The following is an 18,835-nucleotide window of genomic DNA, read 5'->3' as shown; positions in this document are numbered from 1 at the left end:
CTCAGAGCTTGATCTCGATGTCGACACCGGCCGGCAGGTCGAGGCGCATGAGGCTGTCGACGGTCTTCGGCGTGGGGTCGATGATGTCGATGAGCCGCTTGTGGGTGCGCATCTCGAAGTGCTCGCGCGAGTCCTTGTACTTGTGCGGCGAGCGGATGACACAGAAGACGTTCTTCTCGGTCGGCAGCGGCACCGGGCCGGCGACCTTCGCACCCGTACGGGTGACCGTGTCCACGATCTTGCGCGCCGAGGTGTCGATCACCTCGTGGTCATAGGCCTTGAGCCTGATGCGGATCTTCTGTCCCGCCATAGGTCTCTCTCGTCCTTACTCGTCGTACGACTCTGGGTCCTTCAGCTCCGACCCCCGCGGTCGGGCGTGTCGCGCCTCGTTCTGGGCACGCACGTCTTCCCTGGGGAAGTCGAGCTGTTGTTCTTGGCTGCCTCGGGCCTCCCGGGCGCGCGGTGCGAGCTGATGTCGACGACCGGCACACGCTCCACGCGGCTCGGACCGGCCAGGGCCGATCACTCCGCTGGGGAGACACGATTCAGTAGTCAAGATTGGCGCGCACCCCGACGACCTGTCCGGGGCAACCGGAACATCTTGGCAGAGTTCGCGGGGCGGACCAAATTCCGAGCCCACCTCGTCGGGGAGGCGCCAGCTGCGGGGTGGGCAGCGGGACGAGGGCTGCGAGGAGATCAAGGAGCCCACTCCACTTCCGCCGGCGTCTCCCCCGGTTCCGCAGGGGGTGGATGCAAGGATGAGCCGCATGACCGACGGCCCCTCGCAGCAGTACCCGCCCCCGGGTGCGCCGGTGCCCGTCGACCCGGTCCCGGCCGTTCCCCCCGGGCCCGCCTTCCCGCCTCCCGGGCCGGCTCCCGGTGTCGTCGCGGGCCACGTCCCGGCCCCGGTCCCGACCGGCTGGGCGACCTACCCGTCCGGTCCGGGGCCTCGCCCCGCACCGGGACTGGCGCTCGGTGCCGCCCACAAGCCCGGTGCGCTCCCCCTGCGCCCGCTCGGTCTCGGCAACATCTACGACGGCGCGTTCCGGATCATCCGGTTCAACCCCAAGGCGACCGTCGGCGCCGCCGTGATGGTGACCGCGGTCGCCATGCTGATCCCGGTCGTCGTGACGGTGGTCGTCAGCCTCACCATCGGCATCGCGACCGACGCGGCCGGCGACATCGACCCCGAGGCGTCGGTGGCCGAGCTGGTCGGCGCCCTGGCGGCGTACGGCTCGCTGCTGTTCTCGCTGGTCGTCGCCCAGGTCGGCGTGGTCTTCGTGACCGGCATGGTCGCCCACGTCACCCGGGCCGCGGCGGTCGGTCGCCGGCTCGGGCTCGCGGAGGCGTGGGCGGCGACCCGGGGCAAGAGGTGGCGGCTGCTCGGCCTCACCCTCGTGCTCAACGCGACCTTCCTGTTCCTCGCGATCGCCTACGTGCTGCTGTGGGTGCTCGTCGTCGCGGTCAGCAGCAGCCCGTGGCCGGTCGTCGGGTGGGGCCTGGTGAGCGTGCCGGCCTTCCTCTGCCTGTGCTGCTGGCTGTGGATCCGCTACTACTACCTTCCCGTGCCGGCACTGATGCTGGAGCCGGTCGGCGTCTTCGGCGCGATCGGCCGCGGCTGGCGGCTCTCGGCGCGACAGTTCTGGCGGACCTTCGGCATCGCACTGCTGACCGTGGTCGTCGCCCAGTTCGCCGGCGGGCTGCTGTCGTTCCCGGTCAGCATCGTCGGCAACGTCGTCGCGCTGGCCGTGCCGGAGCAGGCCGTGCTCGCGCTCGTCGTGACGCAGGCGGTCGCGCTGGTGATCCAGAACGCGTTCGTCGCGCCCTTCCTGGCTGCCGTCACCTCCGTGCAGTACGTCGACCTCCGCATCCGCAAGGAGGCCTTCGACGTGGAGCTGATGCGGGAGGCGGGGATCATCCCCGAATGAACCCGGCCCCGGCGCTCGCTCTCCTGAGGCTCACTCCCCCGCTCGACCCGAGCGGCGACGAGGCGCGCCGAGCGCTGCGCCGCGAGCTCGTGCGCCCGGAGTACTACGAGGACGACGTCGTGGGGCGGCTGATCCGCTGGCTCGACCGGCTGATCTCCAGCACGATCGACGCCGCCTCCGGGTCGTCGGGCCTGACCACCGCGGCCGCGTTCCTGGTCGTGCTGCTCATCGTGGGCGGCGTGCTGTTCCTGGCCAGCCGCGCCCGTCGGACGGCGACCGGGCGGGCGAGCAGCTCCCCCGCCCTCACCGACGAGGTGATCACCGCCGACGAGCTGCGGGCGCGGGCCGAGGCCGCGCTCGCCGCCGGCGACGCGGCGGGAGCGCTGGTCGACGCCTACCGGGCCAGTGCCGTGCGCCAGGTCGAGCGCGGCCGGATCGAGGACCTCCCCCAGGCGACGGCCCACGAGCTGGCCGGTGCGCTGGCCACCGTCTTCCCCGAGCACCGCGACACCGTGCTGCGCGCCGCGGACCTCTTCGACGGGGTCCTGTACGGCGAGCGCCCCGCCACCGCCGCCCAGGCCGCCGAGCTGCTGGCCCTCGACGACACCCTCGCCGGACGGGCGGCCCGTCGATGACGCCGTCGGCTCGCCTGCGCGTCTCCCGGGTGCGGCTGGCGCTCGCCGCAGCGATCGTGCTCGCGCTGGTGGTGGCGGTGTGGACCACCCGCGGCTCGGAGCGGTATCCCGGCGATGCCGACCCGCGCAATCCCGGGCCGCAGGGCGCCCAGGCGCTGGCCCGGGTGCTCGCCGACCAGGGCGTCGAGGTACGCATCGCCCGCTCGGCCGAGGCCTTCGACGAGGCGAGCATCAACGATGCCACCACGGTCGTCGTGACCAGCACCGAGCAGCTGGCACCCAGCACCCTCGAGCGGATGCGCCGGCACGCCGCCGCCGCGGCCCGGGTCGTGCTCGTCGAACCGGACTACGCGATCGTGCACGAGATCGACCCCGACCTCGGCCTGCTCACCGTGCCGGCCGGCAAGGACCACCCGATCGCCGCCCGCTGCCCCGACGGCATCGCGGGCCTCCCCCTCGACGGGCTGAGGGTCGAGGTGGACCGCGCGACGTCGTACACGGGGACGGGGTGCTTCCCGCGCGACGGGCGCGCCCTGGTGCGCGCCGTCGACGGACTCGTGCTGTTCGGCGCCGGGCAGGCACTGACCAACGACCAGGTCACCCGCGGCGACAACGCCGCGGTCGGGCTGCGGCTGCTCGGGCAGGAGCCGCGGCTGGTCTGGTACGTCCCGGACGCCACCGACGCGGTCGCCGACGACGCCGTCACGCTCGGCACCCTGCTGCCCGACTGGCTCGGGCCGGGGCTGTGGATCGCCGCGCTCGCCGGCACCGCGCTGCTGCTGTGGCGGGTGCGCCGGCTCGGCCCGCTGTCGACCGAGCCGCTGCCGGTCGTGGTCCGCGCGGTCGAGACGGCCCGCAGCCGCGGCCGGATGTACCGCCGCAGCGGTGACCGTGCCCACGCCGCCCGGGCGCTGCGCCGCGCGGCGCGCACCGACATCGCGCGCCGGCTGCGGCTCGACAGCGGCGCCGCGGCACCCGTGGTCGTGGAGGCCACCGCCCGCCACCTCGACGCCCCCGTCGAGGCAGTGGCGGCCCTGCTCGACGACGACCGCACGCCACCGGCGACCGACCACGACCTGGTCCGGGTCGCGCAGGACCTGGCCCGACTGAGGAGAGAGGTACGACGCTCATGACCCAGACCACCCAGGAGACCGACGTCCGCGAGCGACTGCTCGCGGTGCGCCAGGAGGTCGCGAAGGCCGTGGTCGGCCAGGACGCGGCGGTCTCCGGGCTGCTCGTCGCACTGCTCTGCGAGGGCCACGTGCTCATGGAGGGCGTCCCCGGTACGGCGAAGACGCTGCTCGTGCGGACCCTGGCCCAGAGCCTCGACGTACAGACCCGCCGGGTGCAGTTCACGCCGGACCTGATGCCGGGCGACATCACCGGCTCACTGGTCATCGACTCCGCGGGCGGCGGCGAGCTCAGCTTCCGTGAGGGCCCGATCTTCACCAACCTGCTGCTCGCCGACGAGATCAACCGGACACCCCCGAAGACACAGTCGGCGCTGCTGGAGGCGATGGAGGAGGGCCAGGTGTCCGCCGACGGCGTCACCCGGCCGCTGCCACGCCCGTTCCTGGTCGCCGCCACCCAGAACCCGGTCGAGTTCGAGGGCACCTACCCGCTGCCCGAGGCGCAGCTGGACCGGTTCCTGCTCAAGGTCGTGCTGCCCGTGCCGCCGCGCGAGGACGAGATCACCATCCTCACCCGGCACGCCGACGGGTTCGACCCGCGCGACGTGGCCGGGGCAGGGGTGCGCCCGGTGGCCGGTGCCGCCGACCTCGAGGCCGGGCAGGCGGCGGTCAAGAAGGTGCAGGTCTCGCCCGAGGTGGCGTCGTACATCGTCGACATCGCGCGGGCGACCCGGCAGTCCCCGTCGCTGTCGTTGGGGGTCAGCCCGCGCGGCGCGACCGCGCTGCTGCGCGCGGCGCGGGCGTGGGCCTGGCTGTCGGGACGCGACTTCGTGACACCCGACGACGTGAAGGCGCTCGCCCAGGCGTCGCTGGCCCACCGGCTCGGCGTGCGGGCCGAGGCCGAGCTCGAGGGCGTCGACGTCACCCAGGTGCTGGCCTCCGCGATCGCGTCCGTCCCCGTCCCGCGCTGATCCCCGCGTGCGCTCATGGTGATCTCCGGCCGGGTCCCGCTACTGCTCCTCCTGGGGCTGGTGGCGGTGGTGCTGCGCCCGCAGGCCGGCACGGTGTGGCTCTGGCTGCTCGGGGTGCTGCTCCTCGCCGGCCTGGACCGACTGCTCACGCCCGCCCCCGGGCTGGTCGCACTCACCCGACGCGAGCCGGGGTCGGTCCGGCTCGGCGACCCGGCGTCGTCGGAGCTGGTGGTGGCCGGCAGCGGCCGCCGGATGCACCTCCAGGTCCGCGACGCCTGGCAGCCCTCGGCCGGCGCCCGCGACAACCGCTTCCGGCTGCGGCTCGCGCCCGGCGACCGGCGCCGGCTGACCACTCCCCTGCTCCCCCGCCGTCGCGGCGACCTGCGCGCCGCCGGCGTCACGGTCCGCTCGTGGGGACCGCTCGGGCTGGTCGCCCGCCAGCGGACGTACGACGTACCGGGCTCGGTGCGCGCCCTGCCGCCGTTCGAGTCCCGCAAGCACCTGCCGTCCCGGCTGGCGCGGCTGCGCGACCTCGACGGGCGGGCCGCCGTCCGCGTGCGGGGGCAGGGCACCGAGTTCGACTCGCTGCGGGAGTACGTCCGCGGCGACGACGTGCGCTCCATCGACTGGCGCGCCTCGGCCCGCAGCGCCCATGTCGTGGTCCGCACCTGGCAGCCCGAGCGCGACCGCCGCGTGGTCCTCGTCCTCGACACGTCGCGGACCTCGGCCGGCCGGGTCGTCCGCGCCGCCGGGGAGGCCGAGACCGACGGCATGCCGCGACTCGACGCCGCGATGGACTCCGCCCTCCTGCTGGCCGCGCTGGCCTCGCGGGCCGGCGACCGGATCGACTTCGTCGCCGGTGACCGCAGGGTCCGGGCCCGGCAGCGACTGCACGGCGCCCGCGACGTCGCCCAACGACTCCAGGAACAGATGGCCGACCTCGACCCGGTCCTGGCCGAGGCGGACTGGGACCTGCTGGCCGGCGCGGTCCAGGGCTTCGGGCGACAGCGCGCCCTCGTCGTCCTGCTCACCGCGCTCGAGCCCTCCGCGATCGCCGACGGCCTGCTGCCCGTGCTGCCCGTCCTCACCCGCCACCACCGGGTCGTGCTGGCCTCGGTGCGCGACCCCGAGCTCACCCGGATGGCCGCGCTGGCCGACGACGACGGCTCCGCCCCGCCCACCGCCGACGACGTGTACGCCGCCGCGGCCGCCTCCCACGAGCTGCACCGCCGCGAGCGGACTCGCGCGATGCTGGTGCGGCTCGGGGTCGACGTGGTCGACGCCGACGCCGGCGACCTGCCGCCCGCCCTGGCCGACCACTACCTGGCCCTGAAGGCGCAGGGGCTGCTGTGAGGCCGCCCGCGAGTGAGCCTGCGAACTCGCGGTGAGCGGCCGAAGATCGAGGAGCGCCGGCGAGCTCGCGCCGCGAAGCAAGCGAGGTCGTGGCGCGTCACGAGACCCGGCCCGGGTCTCGTCGTCGCACCTGACCATTGGGTGGCGAGCCGACCGGTTTCACAGCCCGTTGGTCAGGTGCGACGACCACCGGGGAACCGCTGCGGCCGGCGCGGCGTCCCACTGCCATGCACACCTCACCGCGCCGTACCGCTCTCGCCCTCGCCGCGATCGCCACCCTGGTTGCACTCGCCGGCTGCGGCAGCTCCGAGGGGTCCGGCGACTCCGCCGGCCGCACCGCCGAGAAGGTCGGAAGCGCCGACGTGGGGATGAGTGCACCGCAGGCCGAGGGGGCAGCACCCGTCGCCGACGACGCGGCGCGGGACGCCGCCGCGGCCCCGACGGTGCAGCAGCCGGCGGTGATCTCCACCGGCACCGTCTCCCTCGAGGCGAAGGACGTGGCCCGGGCCCGGCTGCAGGTGCGCAAGGTGGTCGACGCCCACCGGGGCACCGTGGGCGAGCAGGAGACGACGACCGGCGAGAACGGTGAGCTGGCGACGGCGCGGCTGGTGCTGCGGGTGCCGAGCGAGGCGTTCGACGACGTGGTGGCCGCGCTCGAGGAGGTCGCGACGCCGACCGGCACGACGACCACCAGCGAGGACGTCACCGCCGAGGTGGTCGACGTCGACGCCCGGATCCGCGCGCAGCGCAAGAGCGTCCAGCGGATCGAGACCCTGCTGGCCCGGGCCGAGACGATCGAGCAGATCGTCGCGATCGAGGCACAGCTCGCGAGCCGGCAGGCCGACCTCGACGCGCTCGAGTCACGGCAGCAGTGGCTGGCCGACCAGACCAGCATGTCGACGATCACCGTGTACGTCGAGCGGCCCGCGGCACGCCACGACCGCGAGGACGACCGGGCGACCGGGTTCCTCGGCGGGCTGAGCCGGGGTTGGGACGCGTTCGTGGACGGCGCCGGCGCGGTGCTCGTGGTCGTCGGCTTCCTGGTCCCGTGGCTGGCCCTGCTCGCCCTGCTGGCGGTGCCGGCACGACTCGTCCTGCGCCGGCGACGCCGCGCCGGCACGAGCGTCACCCCGGCATCGACCTGACGCGAACCACCGTGACCGATCACTGCTCGCCCGTGGCAGCGAGCGGTCACGATGCACGTTTCTCCACAGCGCTCCGACGGGCGCGTGTGGCGGCCCGCACTCGCGGGGACCGATCCGTGGCATGGACGAGATCGAAAACCTCCTCGACCTGCAGGACGGCGTGATCGCACGGCGCCAGGCGCTCGCAGCCGGGTGCACGGCCGCGACTCTCCGCCGACGGATACGACGCCGCGAGTGGGCCGTCGTCCATCCCGGCGTCTACGTCAGCCACACCGGCCCGCTGACCTGGCAGCAACGCGCGTGGGCAGCCGTGCTGACGCAGGCGAGTGCGGCGTTGGCCGGCAGATCGGCCGTGCGCGCCCACGAGGGCACCGGTCGCCAGCAGATGGACGCCGTGCCGATCGAGATCATCGTGCCGAGCACCAGCCACCCGGCGAAGGTGGCCGGGATCGTGGTGCGACGGTCGAGGCGCTTCGAGGAGACCGTCCAGCGCAACCTCCACCCGCCACGTCAGCGGTACGACGACGCCATCCTCGAGCTGGCGGACACGGCCGACGACCCGTTGCGGCTGATCGCCGTCCTCGCCGATGCCTGCGGCGGCCGCCGTACCACGGCGGAGCGTCTGGTGGCGCGGCTCGCCGCCACCCCGAGAATGAGGCAGCGCCGCCTGATCGAGGCGGTCCTCGCCGATGTCGCCGAGGGCACCTGCTCGGTGCTCGAACGGGCCTACCTCAGCATGGTCGAACGGCCACACGGGTTGCCGCGCGGCGAGCGCCAGGTCGCCGCGCGCACCGCCGACGGCAGGCGGATCTACTGCGACGTGGTCTACCGCGGACGGGACCCCGCCTGGGTCCAGCACGTCGAGCTCGACGGCCTGGTGTTCCACGACTCGGTGGCACAACGAGACCGTGACCTGGAACGGGATCTCGACGCAGCCGTGGAGCTCGCGGGCACCGTCCGTCTCGGCTACGGCCAGGTGCTGGGTCGCGCCTGCTCCACCGCCGCCAAGGTCGGACTCCTGCTCCAACGGCGTGGGTGGAGCGGAGCGGCCAGCACCTGCCCCGAGTGCTCGGGATCGTGACCGATCACTGCCCACCCGTGGCAGCGATCGGTCACGATGACCCGCTCGGACGGCCGCACTCTGCGTGAGTCGAGTTCAGCCGCGTGCTACTGTTTGTCTACAAACTTACTCGTATTTGACGCAGGGGCAAGGCCACCGGCCTCCGGCGTCCCCGAAGGACGTGAAAGGCCGCACCCATGCGCATCGAACAGCTCGAGTACCTCACCGCCGTGACCCAGCACGGCTCGCTACGCCGGGCCAGCGAGAAGCTCCACCTCTCCCAACCCGCGCTGAGCGAGGCGCTGACCAAGCTCGAGCGCGAGCTGCGGGTCACCCTGCTCGACCGCCGCCGCTCCGGGGCCCAGATCAGCCGGGAGGGCCGCGAGCTGCTCCCCTACATGTCCGACGTGCTCGCCGCGGTCGAGCGGCTGCGCAACGCAGCCGGCGACCGCCGTACGGACGCCCGGGTGATCCGGATCGGCACCGTCCACGCCGCGACCTCGACCCTGCTCATCCCCGCCGTGCGGGCCTTCCAGGAGCGTCATCCCGGGACGACCGTCGAGGTGCTCACCCTGCAGCAGGCGGCGATCGACGACGGTGTCGCCGACGGCACGCTCGACCTCGGCCTGGTCAACGTCCTCGACGGCGACGCCACGCCCGTCGGACTCGACGGGATCGACCTGCTGCACGGGCGACCGGTCGCCGTCCTGCCCGCGGGACACGGCCTCACCGCCCGCCCGCAGGTCACCATCGAGGAGCTGCGCCAGGAGCGGTTCGTGATGATGCGGCCCGGCTACGTCATGCACCGCTACGTGCACCGTGCGTTCGGCCCCGAGGTCCCACCCGCCGCGCACAGCACCGACGGCGCCGAGATGGGCAAGGCGCTGGTCGCGGAGGGCGTCGGGGTCACCGTGCTGCCCGACTACGCGGTGATCGGCGACCCGCTGCACCGCGTCGGCATGATCGAGGCCCGCCCGATCGCCGGAGACCAGACCTACCTGACCCTGCAGCTGCGTCAGCGCACGTCGCTCCAGCAGCCGCTGCCGGTACGCGAGCTGCAGGCAGCGCTGACGGCACGGGCCACCCAGTACCGGGCCGCGGGCGCGAGCTCGAGCGCCGCTTCCTGAGGTCCGGCGCCGGTCTCGGCCATGATGGGGCGATGGCCGACCTGCGCATCGCTGTCCTGATCGACGCCGACAACGTCTCGCACCAGTACGCCGGCCCGCTGCTGGAGGAGCTGGCCAAGTTCGGCCGGACGACCGTCAAGCGCGCGTACGGCGACTGGTCCGGCGAGAACATGAAGGGCTGGAAGGACAAGCTCAACAAGCACGCGATCTCGCCGGAGCACACCTTCGCCTACACCCGCGGGAAGAACTCGACGGACTCCGCGCTGATCATCGACGCGATGGACCTGCTCTACTCGGGCAACGTCGACGGGTTCGCGATCGTGTCCAGCGACAGCGACTTCACCCGGCTGGCCAGCCGGCTGCGGGAGTCCGGCAAGACCGTCTACGGCGTGGGCCGGGAGCGGACGCCCCGGGCACTCCAGGAGGCCTGCGACCAGTTCCTGCTGCTCGAGCTGCTCGGCACCACCGACGCGGCGCCCGCCGACGACGCCGGCGAGGCCGAGGACGCCCCGGATCTCCCCAACCTGCAGAGCCTGTTGACCCGGGCGGTCAACAACGCGGCCGGTGACGACGGGTGGGCCACCCTGAGCTCGCTCGGCACGAACCTGCGGCGCCTGTTCAGCGCCTTCGAGCCGAAGCGGTACGGCTACGACGCGCTGTTGCCGCTGGTCGAGACCCAGCCGTTCCTGGTCCTCGACCGGGAACGGCAGCGGGTCGGGCTCAAGGGCCAGGTCACGGTCGCGACGAGGACAGCGGTGAAGCAGGCTCCCGCGAAGCAGGCCCCAGCGAAGAAGACCGCGAAGAAGACGGCGAAGAAGACGGCGCCGACGAAGACCACCGGCTCCTGACCGGCCCGTCGCCGTACGTAGCGACGCTGCCGTCGGAGCCGACCACGACCCCGGTGCGCCCGCGGGCCAGCAGCCACGGCACGCCGCGCTCCCCCAGCACGAAGGCGGTGGTCGCCTCCACGTCGGCGGCGACCAGGTCGGGCGCGACGACGGTGACCTGGCGCAGGCCGTCGGGTGCCGTGCCGGTCCGCGGGTCGCGGATGTGGGCGCCGCGGTGGGCGCTGCCCGAGGTCGCGACGGCACCGTCGGCGACCGGGAGCACAGCGATCAGCCGGCGCGGGTCGGCGGGGTCCTCGATGCCGATCCGCCAGGCCGGGGCTCCCGGCACGCGGGTCCGGCAGACCAGGTCGCCCCCGGCCGCGAGGCAGTAGTCGGTCGCCGTGAGCCGGTCGAGGGCAGCGGCCGCCCGCTGCACCGCCCAGCCCTTCACGACGCCGGACGGGTCCGGCCCGCCGCCGTACGGCGAGCGGACCGCCTCGATGTCGAAGGCACCGTCGCTCGCCTCCCGTGCCACGTCGGCGAGCGTGAGCACCTCGGCCAGCTCCGGCGGGGCATCCACCAGGGCCAGCTCGCCGCGCCCCCACCGGTTGACCACCGAGTCGGGGCGGTAGGTGCTGAACACGGCGTCGACGTGGCGCAGGCTCGCGGTCACCTCGGCCCAGGCGGCCTCGGCCTCGGGCCCCTCGGCGTACCGGCCGCGCAGGGCCAGGCTGACGACCGTGCCCATCACCTCGAACGCGCGGCGGTGGACGTTCACAGCCCGGCCTTGTCGAGCGCGCTCTGCAGGGACTGCCGGTAGCCGGCGCTGGTGAAGGTCGCGCCGCTGACCATGTCGATCGAGGCGCTCTGCGCGTCCAGGGTCTCCCGCACGAGCACCGGCAGGGCGCGGCTGTTGATCTGCCGGTCGTGGCCGTTGCTGTCGGGGTACTGCGGCACGTCGACGGCCGTGATCGTGCTGCCGTCGACCGTGAGCGCCACCTGCACCGGACCCCAACGGGTCTCGACCACGTCGCCGGTGACGGTGCTCCCGGCGGCGCTGCCGCCCGTGGTGCCGCCCGTGGTGCCGCCCGTCGCGACGAACCGGGAGCCCGGCGTGGCAAGGGTGGTCCCGCCGCCGGTGGAGGTCTGGTGGCTGAACAGCAGGACCACGACCGACACGGTCCCCGCGAACCACAGCGCGATGCGTCGCATGCCGCTCACCACCCGAACTCCTCGATGTGCAGCCGTTGCTCGGGCACGCCGGCAGCGGCGAGCGACGACCGGACCAGCGCCGACCAGCCCGGCGGGCCGCAGACATAGACGTCGCGCTCCGCGATGTCCGGCACCCAGCCGCGCAGCGCGGTCGCGTCGTCGACCGGGCGGGTCAGGACGGGCAGCCACGAGTCGGGGGTACGCCGCGCGCCGGGCAGGCGCAGCACCTGCAGGCCGCGCTCCCGGGCGAGCACGTCGACCTCGGCGGCGAACAGGGGCGTGGCGCGGTAGCGCTCGACGTACACGGCCTCGCCGGGGGCGAAGGCCATCCCCTCCGCGAGGGCACGCAACGGGGCCATGCCGACACCGGCGCCGATGAAGGCGACCTTGCGGGCCTCGCGGGCCCGGGGCGTGAGCCGGCCGTACGGGCCCTCGACGAGGACCCGGCTCCCGGGCCGCAGCGCCGCGACCCGGCTGCTGTCGTCGCCGGCCGCGGCGACGGTGATCCGCAGGCTGCGCCCGTCGGGAGCGGCGGAGAGGGAGTACGGGTGTGCCCGGGACCGCCCGGGACCGCCGAGGAAGCGCCACAGCAGGAACTGGCCAGGCTCGGCACGCAGCAGGTCCAGGCGGCGGCCGGTCAGGTAGACCGACCACACACCCGGCGCCTCAGCCACCACGGAGGTCACCCGGAGCCGGTGGCGCAGGTTGCGCGCGAGCGGCAGCAGGACCCGCCAGCCGACGACGGCGGCCGCGGCGAGGGCCCAGGCCGTCCACCAGAAGACCGTGCGGGCCGGCGAGGTGGTGAGCTGCTGGCCCGTCCACAGCTGATGGGGCAGCGCGAGACCGACGCCGAGGTAGGCGTAGAGGTGCAGCAGGTGCCAGGACTCGTAGCGCAGCCGGCGCCGTGCGGCCCGGATGCTCGTGACCACGACCATGACCAGGCAGGCGGTGCCGCCGGCGGCCAGCAGCATGCCCGGGTAGTCCCAGGTCAGCGTCCACAGCATGCCGGGGGTGGCGGTCAGCGAGCCGGCGGCGTACCCCCAGGTCACGGTGACGACGTGGACCATCACCAGCGAGAACGACGTGAAGCCGACCAGGCGGTGCAGCCCGGCAAGCCGGTCCTGGCCGAAGGCCCGCTCCAGCACCGGCAGGCGGGCCATCAGCAGGACCTGGGCCAGGAGCAGCACCGAACCGGCCAGGCCGCTGAGCTGGCCCAGCGCGGTGAGCGCGGAGCCGAGGTCGACGACGGCACCCAGCCCGCCGTCGCGCAGCCACCAGCTGGTGACCAGGACGAGGGCCGCCGCCAGCGTGAGCCCCGCGCCGACCCGGACCGCCTCGGCCTGGGCGGCCGCCGCCGGGCGGGCCGCGACCGGCGGGAGGGTGGCGCGCGGCGCCAGGGTGGTCATGACGACGCCGTGCCCGAGTCCGAGTCCGAGTCCTGGCCCGGGAGGCCCTGACCGTCGAAGCCCTGACCGTCGTGGTCCTGGCCGCCGAAGCCCTGGCCGTCGTGGTCCTGGCCGTCGTGGTCCTGGCCGTCGAAGCCCGGGGGCGGCTGACGCTGGCCGAACCGGCCGTCACCGTCACCGTCGCCGACCTGGCTGGTGACCGGGATGCTCGCGTCGTCGTCGTCGCCCGCCGTGGCGTGACCGACGGCCAAGCCACCGATCCCGCCCAGGCCGACGAAGGCGGCGGCCGCGGCCGCCGCGACGAGGGCACGGCTCCGGCGCCGCTGCGGGTCGGGCGCTCCGGCCACCGGGTGGGCGGCGGCGTCCGCCACGGGCGGCAGCGTGGGAGGGGGCGGCGGTGCCGCCCCCTCCCAGCGGTTGCCGGACAGCTCGGGCGTGGGGTTCGGCTCGGTCACGAGGGTCCTCCGGAGGTCGTTGGTGACCACCAGTGTTCGACCGTTCGGTGAGGGCCCGCTGTCGCCGTCCTGTGCGCTCCCTGTGAAGGAGCGAGCCTCAGTCGAGCGGGTAGGACTGCACGAACTCGGTGAGCCGCGCGAGCTGGTCCGGGTCGGTGCTCGGGATGACGCCGTGGCCCAGGTTGAAGATGTGGCCGCGGGCGGCGCGCCCGGCCTCGATGACGCCGGCAGCGCGCTCGGTCATCACCTCGGTGGGCGCGAACACCAGCGTCGGGTCGAGGTTGCCCTGCACCGAGCGGTCGCCGACCAGCGGGATCGCCCGGTCGAGCGGCGTGCGCCAGTCGACGCCGACCACGTCGGCACCGGCCTCGCCCATCAGGTCGAGCAGGTTCGTCGTACCGACCCCGAAGTGGATGCGCGGCACGCCCAGCTCGCCGACCCGCTCCAGCACCCGGGCCGAGTGGGGCTGGACGAAGCGGGCGTAGTCGTCGGGGGTGAGCGCGCCGGCCCAGGAGTCGAACAGCTGGACCGCCGAGGCGCCCGCCGCGACCTGGGTCTCGAGGAACACCGCGGAGACGTCGGCGATCTTGCGCATCAGCGCGTCCCACACGTCGGGGGCGCCGAACATGAGCGCCTTGGTCTTGGCGTGCTCCTTCGACGGCCCGCCCTCCACGAGGTACGACGCCACCGTGAACGGCGCACCCGCGAACCCGATGAGCGGCGTACCGCCGTTGACCGAGGCGAGCTCGCCGACCAGGGCCTGGACGGCCTGGGTGATGTAGGGGATCTGCTCCGCCGTGAGGTCCGGGATCGCCTCGACGTCGGCCAGCGTGCGCACCGGCGAGGCGACGACCGGGCCCACCCCGGGCACGATGTCGAGGTCGACGCCGACCGCCTTGAGCGGCAGCACGATGTCGGAGAAGAAGATGGCCGCGTCCACGCCGTACCGGCGCACGGGCTGCAAGGTGATCTCGGTGATCAGCTCGGCGTTCTGGCAGGAGTCGAGCATGGCGATGCCCTCGCGCACCTTCAGGTACTCCGGCAGGGAGCGGCCGGCCTGGCGCATGAACCAGACCGGGGTGTGCGGCACCTTCTCGCCGCGGGCGGCCCTGAGGAGTGCGCTGTCGTGCAGGGGGCTGTCGTGGAGTGCGGTCACGACACCCAGCGTCTCAGAGAGAGTCCCGGCGGGCGCCATCGCGGTGCGCCCACCGGGGACGTCCTCGCCGCTACGGGCGGGTTCGGAGGTACAGACGGTTCACGGCGACCGTCGTCCCGGCGACCAGGCCGGTGCCGGTCGAGGTGAAGGCGATCAGGCGGCCGTCGCCGTTGACGGACGGGGCTCCCGCGCCGCCGTTGCCGGCCACGGCCGCGCCGTCGCGGGCCGAGACCAGCTCGTGGCGTCGTGCAGGAGGTGTTCATCCACAGGTCGAGGCTTCATCACCCCGCCACGATGCGACCGGTCGCTGGCGGCGGCCTGGAAGGGCCCTGGAGGTGCTCGGGCGTGGATCCAGTCGTGCGCCAGCCGCTCTCAAGTCACCGGGACGAGCCTGATCCCGAGCACCAGCCGGAACCGCCCTGAGAAGAGGACCAGATGACCGACCAGATCCTGCTGCCGGGCCAGGCCGCCGCGCCGCCCGGCCCCGCCGACATGACGATGATGTACGTCCTGCACCACGCCTTCCGCCGCGACGTGCACGACTTCCGCCGGGTCGTGCCCGGACTGCCGGTCGAGGACCGGGCCGCCTGGCGCCGCCTCGCCCAGCGCTGGGCGCTGTTCACCACCGAGCTGCACACCCACCACACCAAGGAGGACCAGATCCTCTGGCCGCTGCTCGCCGAGCGGGCGCGGGCCGGCGAGGACGTCGACAGCCTGCGCGTGCTGGACGAGATGGAGGACGAGCACACCACGCTCGATCCACTGTTGACCTCGTGTGACGCCGGCTTCTCGGCGCTGGCCGCCGGCGCCGGAGCCGGCCAGCTCGGTGACCTGCGCTCCGACCTGCTCGCCGACCTGACCGACCTCGACGAGGCTCTCGACAGCCACCTGGGCCACGAGGAGTCCGCGGCGGTGCCGATCCTGCAGCGCTACGTGCCGGGCGAGGAGTGGGAGGTCATCGAGCGCGAGAGGTTCCGCGGCCGGCCCTCGGTGAGCCACGCCCGCCGCTTCCTGCCCTGGATCTTCAAGGACCTCGACGACGCGGCCGCGGCCCGGGTCATCGCGATCGGCGGGCCGGGGATGCGGCTACTGCTGGCCAGCTCGCGCCGCGGCTTCGCGCGCCGGGAGGCCGAGGTCTTCGGCTGAGGCGGGGGCGAGCGGGTCGACCATGTGGACGGGCAGCCGGATCTCGATCCGGCTGCCGGGTCCCCCGGGCGAACCCGAGCCGGACGTCAACCGCAGGAGCGCGCCGAGCTCCTGTGCCCGCTCCCGCATCGAGCGCAGGCCGATGCCGTCGACCGTGCCCTCGGCGATGCCGATGCCGTCGTCGGACACCGAGAAAACGACATCGCCGTCGGCACGCCGGCGCAGCACGACGTCGCAGCGCGTGGCCCGCGCATGCCGACGCACGTTGAGCAGCGCCTCGCTGGCCATCTGGTAGATCGCCACCTGCACCGGCGCCTCCAGCACGACGTCGTCGTCGACCGTGACCCGGACCGTGAGCCCGTCCGCCGTGAAGCGATCCGCGAGCGCCGAGAGCGCCGTGGCGAGGTCGCCGTCGTCGAGGGCGAGGGGAACCAACGAGCGGCTCAGCCGCCGTACCTCCTCGCCCTGCTGCGTCAGCTCGCGCTCCAGCGCGTCCAGCATCTCCTCGGCGGCCAGCGGGTCGCGCATGCCGCGGGCGGCGATCAGGCCGAGTCGGATCCCGGCCAGGGCCGGGCCGAGACCGTCGTGGAGGTCACGACGCAGCATCCGCCGCTCCTCGTGCCGGATGCTGGTCATCCGGCGTCGCGCGGCGGAGAGCGCCTGCACCGACTGCATCAGGTCGATCGTCATCCCGACCAGTCCGGCGACCTCCCTCAGCATGCCGACGGTCCGGCGATCGAGCCGCTCCCCGGGTCGTGGAGTGGCCACCAGCAGGCCGACCCGGCGTCCCCGGCTGGTGAGCACGATGGTCGCGTCGTGGTCGCGCGCCACGGGCCCGGCCGGCTCCTGTCCCGCCGGGTCCGTCACGATCCGTACGTCCGCGAGCCGCAGGCCCTGGCTGAGCGCGGCGGCCAGGCGGGCGATGTCGGCACCCGCCGGTACCTCGCCGCCCAGCAGGAGCTGCGCGGGATCCGGACCGGCCCCGTAGACCAGGTGGTCGACGCGTCGCTGCACCACGCGGCGCAATGGCGCCGCCCCGAGGCCGACGAGCCCCACGGCGAAGGCGAGCGCGATGTCCGACTGTCCGGGCAGGACATGGCTGGCGACCCCGACCAGCAGCAGGTAGGCGAGGGCGATCGCGACCGTCATGACCGCCCAGACGACGCCACGGTTGATCCGTGCGTCGATCCCCCACAGCTGCTGGCCGAGCACCAGCACCAGGAGGGCAGCGGGGAGGAAGAGCTGCGCCACCAGCAGGAGGCTGCCGCTCACCTCGGCCGCCGTGCCGACCCACTCGTCGGACATCGGCAGCAGGAAGGCGACCAGCGCGACGACCATGGCGCCGTGCCCGGCCAGGAGCCACCCGAGCCCCCGTCGGTCCGCGGCCTCGGCGCGCAGGACGCGGATCAGGAGCCAGCACCAGACCACGACGCCGAGCACGGCGACGGTCCGGTCCGGGATCAGCCCCAGGTGCCGGAGCATCGACTGCCACCACGCCACGTCCACCCCGAAGGGGTTGTCGGGAAGTCCAGGTACGACGACCGTCAGGCTCGGCAGGGTCGAGGCGATGATGGCGAGGGTCGCGAGCACCACGGCGGGCCAGCGTCTCCGGCTGCCCGGTAGCACGAGCAGCGGGACGATCGCGACCGTGGCGTAGACGCCCGGCACCCAGGCCCAGTACGGCAGGTAGACGGCGAGATCCTGGCCGGGCCAGGGCCCGTCGAGCGCGACGTACCCCGTGGCGAGACCCGAGGCGCCGCACCCGAGCGCGGTGAGGACGAGGATCCAGACCACGGGGTGCCGCGAACGGGGCAGCATCATCACGACGACGCCGCCGTAGACGGCCGAGGTGACCACGTCCATGACCCAGTCGGCGACGTTGGGCGGCGTGGCCCCCGTGATGACCAGCGCCGCGACGGCACCGGCCGACAGCAGCCAGGAGGCGCCGGCGATCGACCACGCCAGCAGCCGCCAGTGAGCCGAGGAGCGGGGCGAGGCGTCGTTCACGGCCGTGCCAGTCGGGAACGGGCTGCGCTCGCGACGGCCGAGCCGATGATCAGCTCGCCGCGGGCGACCCCTCGGATCGCGCGCAGCACGTCGTCGGCCTCGGCCGACTTCAACAGGTAGCCGGCCGCGCCGGCCTGCAGGGCGCCGGCGACGTGGTCGTCGTCCTCGTGCATGGTCATCACCAGCACCTTGAGTGCCGGATGGTCGCGCACCAGTTCGCGGGTGAGGTCGATACCCGACTCCCCCGCCAGGTCGAGGTCCATCAGCACGACGTCGACGCCCCGCGCCACGAGCGCGCGGGCACCCGCGGACTCCCCGGCCGCACCGACCAGCTCGAGCCCCTCCAGCGAGCCGAGCAGACCCGTCATGCCCATCCGGAACATCGGGTGGTCGTCGACCACGGCCACGCGGAGCACGGTCGTCGCCCGAGCCGAGGGCTCGGCAGCGACGCGTTGTTGGAGGATCGCGGTCTCGAGGGCCCCCACGGCAGGACTGGCGTCGACACCGAGGTCGTCGCGAAGCGTGTCGCGCAACCGGCGGAGGGCCGCAAGCGCGTCGACCTGACGCTCGGCAAGGACCAGGGCGGCGGCGTAGAGCAGCCAGAGCCGCTCGCGGTGGGGCTGCCCGGTGACCTCGGTCTCCAGCCTACGGGCCGCGGCGGCGGCATCGCCGCGCTGCATCCGGATCAGCTCGCGCAGCTCCACCGCGGCCGTGCGGACCTCGTGCAGCCGCCTGCGCTCGACCGCGATCACCGGGTCATCGGCGAGGTCGGCGTACGGCTCGCCGCGCCAGGCTGCCACGGCCTCGTCGAGCAGGTCTGCGGCGGCACCGAGCTGGTCCGGGTCGGGGCTGCCGGCGATCAGCCAGGGCCGGTCGCGGTCGGTGCGGGCGACGACACCGGCAGACCTGACCGCCATCTCGAGCCGGGCGGCGTCGATCTCGTCGACCGGCAGCCGCAGTGCGTACCCGAGGGCCGAGGTCTGGATCACCGTGCCGGCCCGGCGAGGGGCCCGCTCCGGCTCGAGCGCCTTGCGCAGGCTCGACACGTAGCCCTGGATGGTGACCGCGTGGCTGGCCGGGGGCTGGTCCCCCCAGAGCGCGCCCGCGATCGTCTCGGGGCTGACCGGCTGACCCCGGTGCAGGGCCAGGACGGCCAGCACCTGGCGGGGCTTGGGGGCACCGAGGTCGAGCACGCTGCCGTCGACCTCGACCTCCACCGGGCCGAGCACGCGCATCCTCATCGCAGAGAGGCTACCGATCTCCACGTCGCCCCACGC

At 74.0% G+C, this 18,835-nt stretch carries 19 protein-coding genes; 10 read left to right on the top strand and 9 right to left on the bottom strand.

The annotated features are described in order from the left end of the window. Position 1 precedes the first annotated feature (1 nt). The gene (gene rpsJ / locus KU893_RS20195; RefSeq protein WP_007078637.1) at positions 2-310 is read right to left on the bottom strand and encodes a 30S ribosomal protein S10; all 309 of its coding nucleotides are present in this window, start codon (positions 308-310) and stop codon (positions 2-4) included. A 457-nt stretch (positions 311-767) separates the two neighbouring features. Here rpsJ and KU893_RS20190 point away from each other — a divergent pair, with 457 nt between their 5' ends. The 9 genes from KU893_RS20190 to KU893_RS20150 all read left to right on the top strand — a co-directional run bounded on the left by KU893_RS20190 (position 768) and on the right by KU893_RS20150 (position 10,197). After that, positions 768-1,928, top strand: a complete 1,161-nt coding sequence (locus tag KU893_RS20190) for a hypothetical protein (RefSeq protein ID WP_218236192.1) — start codon at positions 768-770, stop codon at positions 1,926-1,928. Continuing rightward, complete coding sequence (locus tag KU893_RS20185; RefSeq protein ID WP_218236191.1) at positions 1,925-2,563, top strand: DUF4129 domain-containing protein; 639 nt, start codon at positions 1,925-1,927, stop codon at positions 2,561-2,563. Before KU893_RS20190 ends, KU893_RS20185 begins: the two co-directional genes overlap by 4 nt. After that, positions 2,560-3,696 (top strand): DUF4350 domain-containing protein, encoded by a 1,137-nt coding sequence (locus KU893_RS20180; protein ID WP_218236190.1) that lies wholly within the window; start codon positions 2,560-2,562, stop codon positions 3,694-3,696. Before KU893_RS20185 ends, KU893_RS20180 begins: the two co-directional genes overlap by 4 nt. After that, the gene (locus KU893_RS20175; RefSeq protein WP_218236189.1) at positions 3,693-4,664 is read left to right on the top strand and encodes an AAA family ATPase; all 972 of its coding nucleotides are present in this window, start codon (positions 3,693-3,695) and stop codon (positions 4,662-4,664) included. Before KU893_RS20180 ends, KU893_RS20175 begins: the two co-directional genes overlap by 4 nt. A gap of 15 nt (positions 4,665-4,679) precedes the next feature. After that, the gene (locus KU893_RS20170) at positions 4,680-6,017 is read left to right on the top strand and encodes a DUF58 domain-containing protein (RefSeq protein ID WP_218236188.1); all 1,338 of its coding nucleotides are present in this window, start codon (positions 4,680-4,682) and stop codon (positions 6,015-6,017) included. A gap of 227 nt (positions 6,018-6,244) precedes the next feature. Beyond that, a complete protein-coding gene (locus tag KU893_RS20165) occupies positions 6,245-7,162 on the top strand; it encodes a DUF4349 domain-containing protein (protein WP_218236187.1) in 918 nt (305 codons plus the stop codon). Between the two features lie 121 nt (positions 7,163-7,283). Next, positions 7,284-8,243, top strand: coding sequence for a hypothetical protein (locus KU893_RS20160; RefSeq protein WP_218236186.1), 960 nt, complete (start codon positions 7,284-7,286; stop codon positions 8,241-8,243). A 176-nt stretch (positions 8,244-8,419) separates the two neighbouring features. Then, positions 8,420-9,349, top strand: a complete 930-nt coding sequence (locus KU893_RS20155) for a LysR family transcriptional regulator (protein ID WP_218236185.1) — start codon at positions 8,420-8,422, stop codon at positions 9,347-9,349. A 32-nt stretch (positions 9,350-9,381) separates the two neighbouring features. After that, positions 9,382-10,197, top strand: coding sequence for an NYN domain-containing protein (locus tag KU893_RS20150; protein ID WP_218236184.1), 816 nt, complete (start codon positions 9,382-9,384; stop codon positions 10,195-10,197). On the opposite strand, the gene KU893_RS20145 is transcribed toward KU893_RS20150, so the two are convergent. The 6 genes from KU893_RS20145 to KU893_RS20120 all read right to left on the bottom strand — a co-directional run bounded on the left by KU893_RS20145 (position 10,082) and on the right by KU893_RS20120 (position 14,613). Beyond that, positions 10,082-10,954: an FAD:protein FMN transferase gene (locus tag KU893_RS20145; protein ID WP_257440821.1), complete on the bottom strand. Its 873-nt coding sequence runs from the start codon at positions 10,952-10,954 to the stop codon at positions 10,082-10,084. The two genes, KU893_RS20150 and KU893_RS20145, sit on opposite strands and share 116 nt — an antisense overlap. Beyond that, positions 10,951-11,388 carry an FMN-binding protein gene (locus tag KU893_RS20140; protein ID WP_218236332.1) on the bottom strand — a complete coding sequence of 146 codons (438 nt, stop codon included), beginning with the start codon at positions 11,386-11,388 and terminating at the stop codon, positions 10,951-10,953. Before KU893_RS20140 ends, KU893_RS20145 begins: the two co-directional genes overlap by 4 nt. Positions 11,389-11,393: 5 nt before the next feature. Next, entirely contained in the window at positions 11,394-12,794 is a 1,401-nt protein-coding gene (locus tag KU893_RS20135; protein WP_218236183.1) for a ferredoxin reductase family protein, read from the bottom strand. Further along, positions 12,791-13,249, bottom strand: a complete 459-nt coding sequence (locus tag KU893_RS20130; protein WP_218236182.1) for a hypothetical protein — start codon at positions 13,247-13,249, stop codon at positions 12,791-12,793. Before KU893_RS20130 ends, KU893_RS20135 begins: the two co-directional genes overlap by 4 nt. A 97-nt stretch (positions 13,250-13,346) precedes the next feature. Further along, complete coding sequence (gene hemE, locus KU893_RS20125) at positions 13,347-14,444, bottom strand: uroporphyrinogen decarboxylase (RefSeq protein ID WP_218236181.1); 1,098 nt, start codon at positions 14,442-14,444, stop codon at positions 13,347-13,349. Between the two features lie 31 nt (positions 14,445-14,475). Next, positions 14,476-14,613 (bottom strand): hypothetical protein, encoded by a 138-nt coding sequence (locus tag KU893_RS20120; RefSeq protein WP_218236180.1) that lies wholly within the window; start codon positions 14,611-14,613, stop codon positions 14,476-14,478. A 227-nt stretch (positions 14,614-14,840) separates the two neighbouring features. On the opposite strand from KU893_RS20120, the gene KU893_RS20115 reads away from it, so the two are divergent. Beyond that, positions 14,841-15,551: a hemerythrin domain-containing protein gene (locus KU893_RS20115; protein ID WP_218236179.1), complete on the top strand. Its 711-nt coding sequence runs from the start codon at positions 14,841-14,843 to the stop codon at positions 15,549-15,551. Here the strand turns inward: KU893_RS20115 and KU893_RS23735 are convergent. Continuing rightward, positions 15,492-17,558, bottom strand: a complete 2,067-nt coding sequence (locus tag KU893_RS23735; protein ID WP_218236178.1) for a sensor histidine kinase — start codon at positions 17,556-17,558, stop codon at positions 15,492-15,494. The two genes, KU893_RS20115 and KU893_RS23735, sit on opposite strands and share 60 nt — an antisense overlap. Continuing rightward, entirely contained in the window at positions 17,555-18,799 is a 1,245-nt protein-coding gene (locus KU893_RS20105; protein WP_218236177.1) for a BTAD domain-containing putative transcriptional regulator, read from the bottom strand. The genes KU893_RS23735 and KU893_RS20105 overlap by 4 nt, the downstream gene beginning before the upstream one ends. Positions 18,800-18,835 lie beyond the last annotated feature (36 nt).

It is taken from the genome of Nocardioides daeguensis (assembly GCF_019192965.1).
Taxonomy (GTDB): Bacteria; Actinomycetota; Actinomycetes; order Propionibacteriales; family Nocardioidaceae; genus Nocardioides; species Nocardioides daeguensis.
This window is presented reverse-complemented; position numbering and strand designations above follow the sequence as displayed.

Coding starts and splice junctions, on each gene's coding strand:
- rpsJ (WP_007078637.1), bottom strand. CDS start 310: ATGGCGGGACAGAAGATCCGCATCAGGCTCAAGGCCTATGACCACGAG.
- KU893_RS20190 (WP_218236192.1), top strand. CDS start 768: ATGACCGACGGCCCCTCGCAGCAGTACCCGCCCCCGGGTGCGCCGGTG.
- KU893_RS20185 (WP_218236191.1), top strand. CDS start 1,925: ATGAACCCGGCCCCGGCGCTCGCTCTCCTGAGGCTCACTCCCCCGCTC.
- KU893_RS20180 (WP_218236190.1), top strand. CDS start 2,560: ATGACGCCGTCGGCTCGCCTGCGCGTCTCCCGGGTGCGGCTGGCGCTC.
- KU893_RS20175 (WP_218236189.1), top strand. CDS start 3,693: ATGACCCAGACCACCCAGGAGACCGACGTCCGCGAGCGACTGCTCGCG.
- KU893_RS20170 (WP_218236188.1), top strand. CDS start 4,680: ATGGTGATCTCCGGCCGGGTCCCGCTACTGCTCCTCCTGGGGCTGGTG.
- KU893_RS20165 (WP_218236187.1), top strand. CDS start 6,245: ATGCACACCTCACCGCGCCGTACCGCTCTCGCCCTCGCCGCGATCGCC.
- KU893_RS20160 (WP_218236186.1), top strand. CDS start 7,284: ATGGACGAGATCGAAAACCTCCTCGACCTGCAGGACGGCGTGATCGCA.
- KU893_RS20155 (WP_218236185.1), top strand. CDS start 8,420: ATGCGCATCGAACAGCTCGAGTACCTCACCGCCGTGACCCAGCACGGC.
- KU893_RS20150 (WP_218236184.1), top strand. CDS start 9,382: ATGGCCGACCTGCGCATCGCTGTCCTGATCGACGCCGACAACGTCTCG.
- KU893_RS20140 (WP_218236332.1), bottom strand. CDS start 11,388: ATGCGACGCATCGCGCTGTGGTTCGCGGGGACCGTGTCGGTCGTGGTC.
- KU893_RS20135 (WP_218236183.1), bottom strand. CDS start 12,794: ATGACCACCCTGGCGCCGCGCGCCACCCTCCCGCCGGTCGCGGCCCGC.
- hemE (WP_218236181.1), bottom strand. CDS start 14,444: ATGGCGCCCGCCGGGACTCTCTCTGAGACGCTGGGTGTCGTGACCGCA.
- KU893_RS20115 (WP_218236179.1), top strand. CDS start 14,841: ATGACCGACCAGATCCTGCTGCCGGGCCAGGCCGCCGCGCCGCCCGGC.
- KU893_RS20105 (WP_218236177.1), bottom strand. CDS start 18,799: ATGAGGATGCGCGTGCTCGGCCCGGTGGAGGTCGAGGTCGACGGCAGC.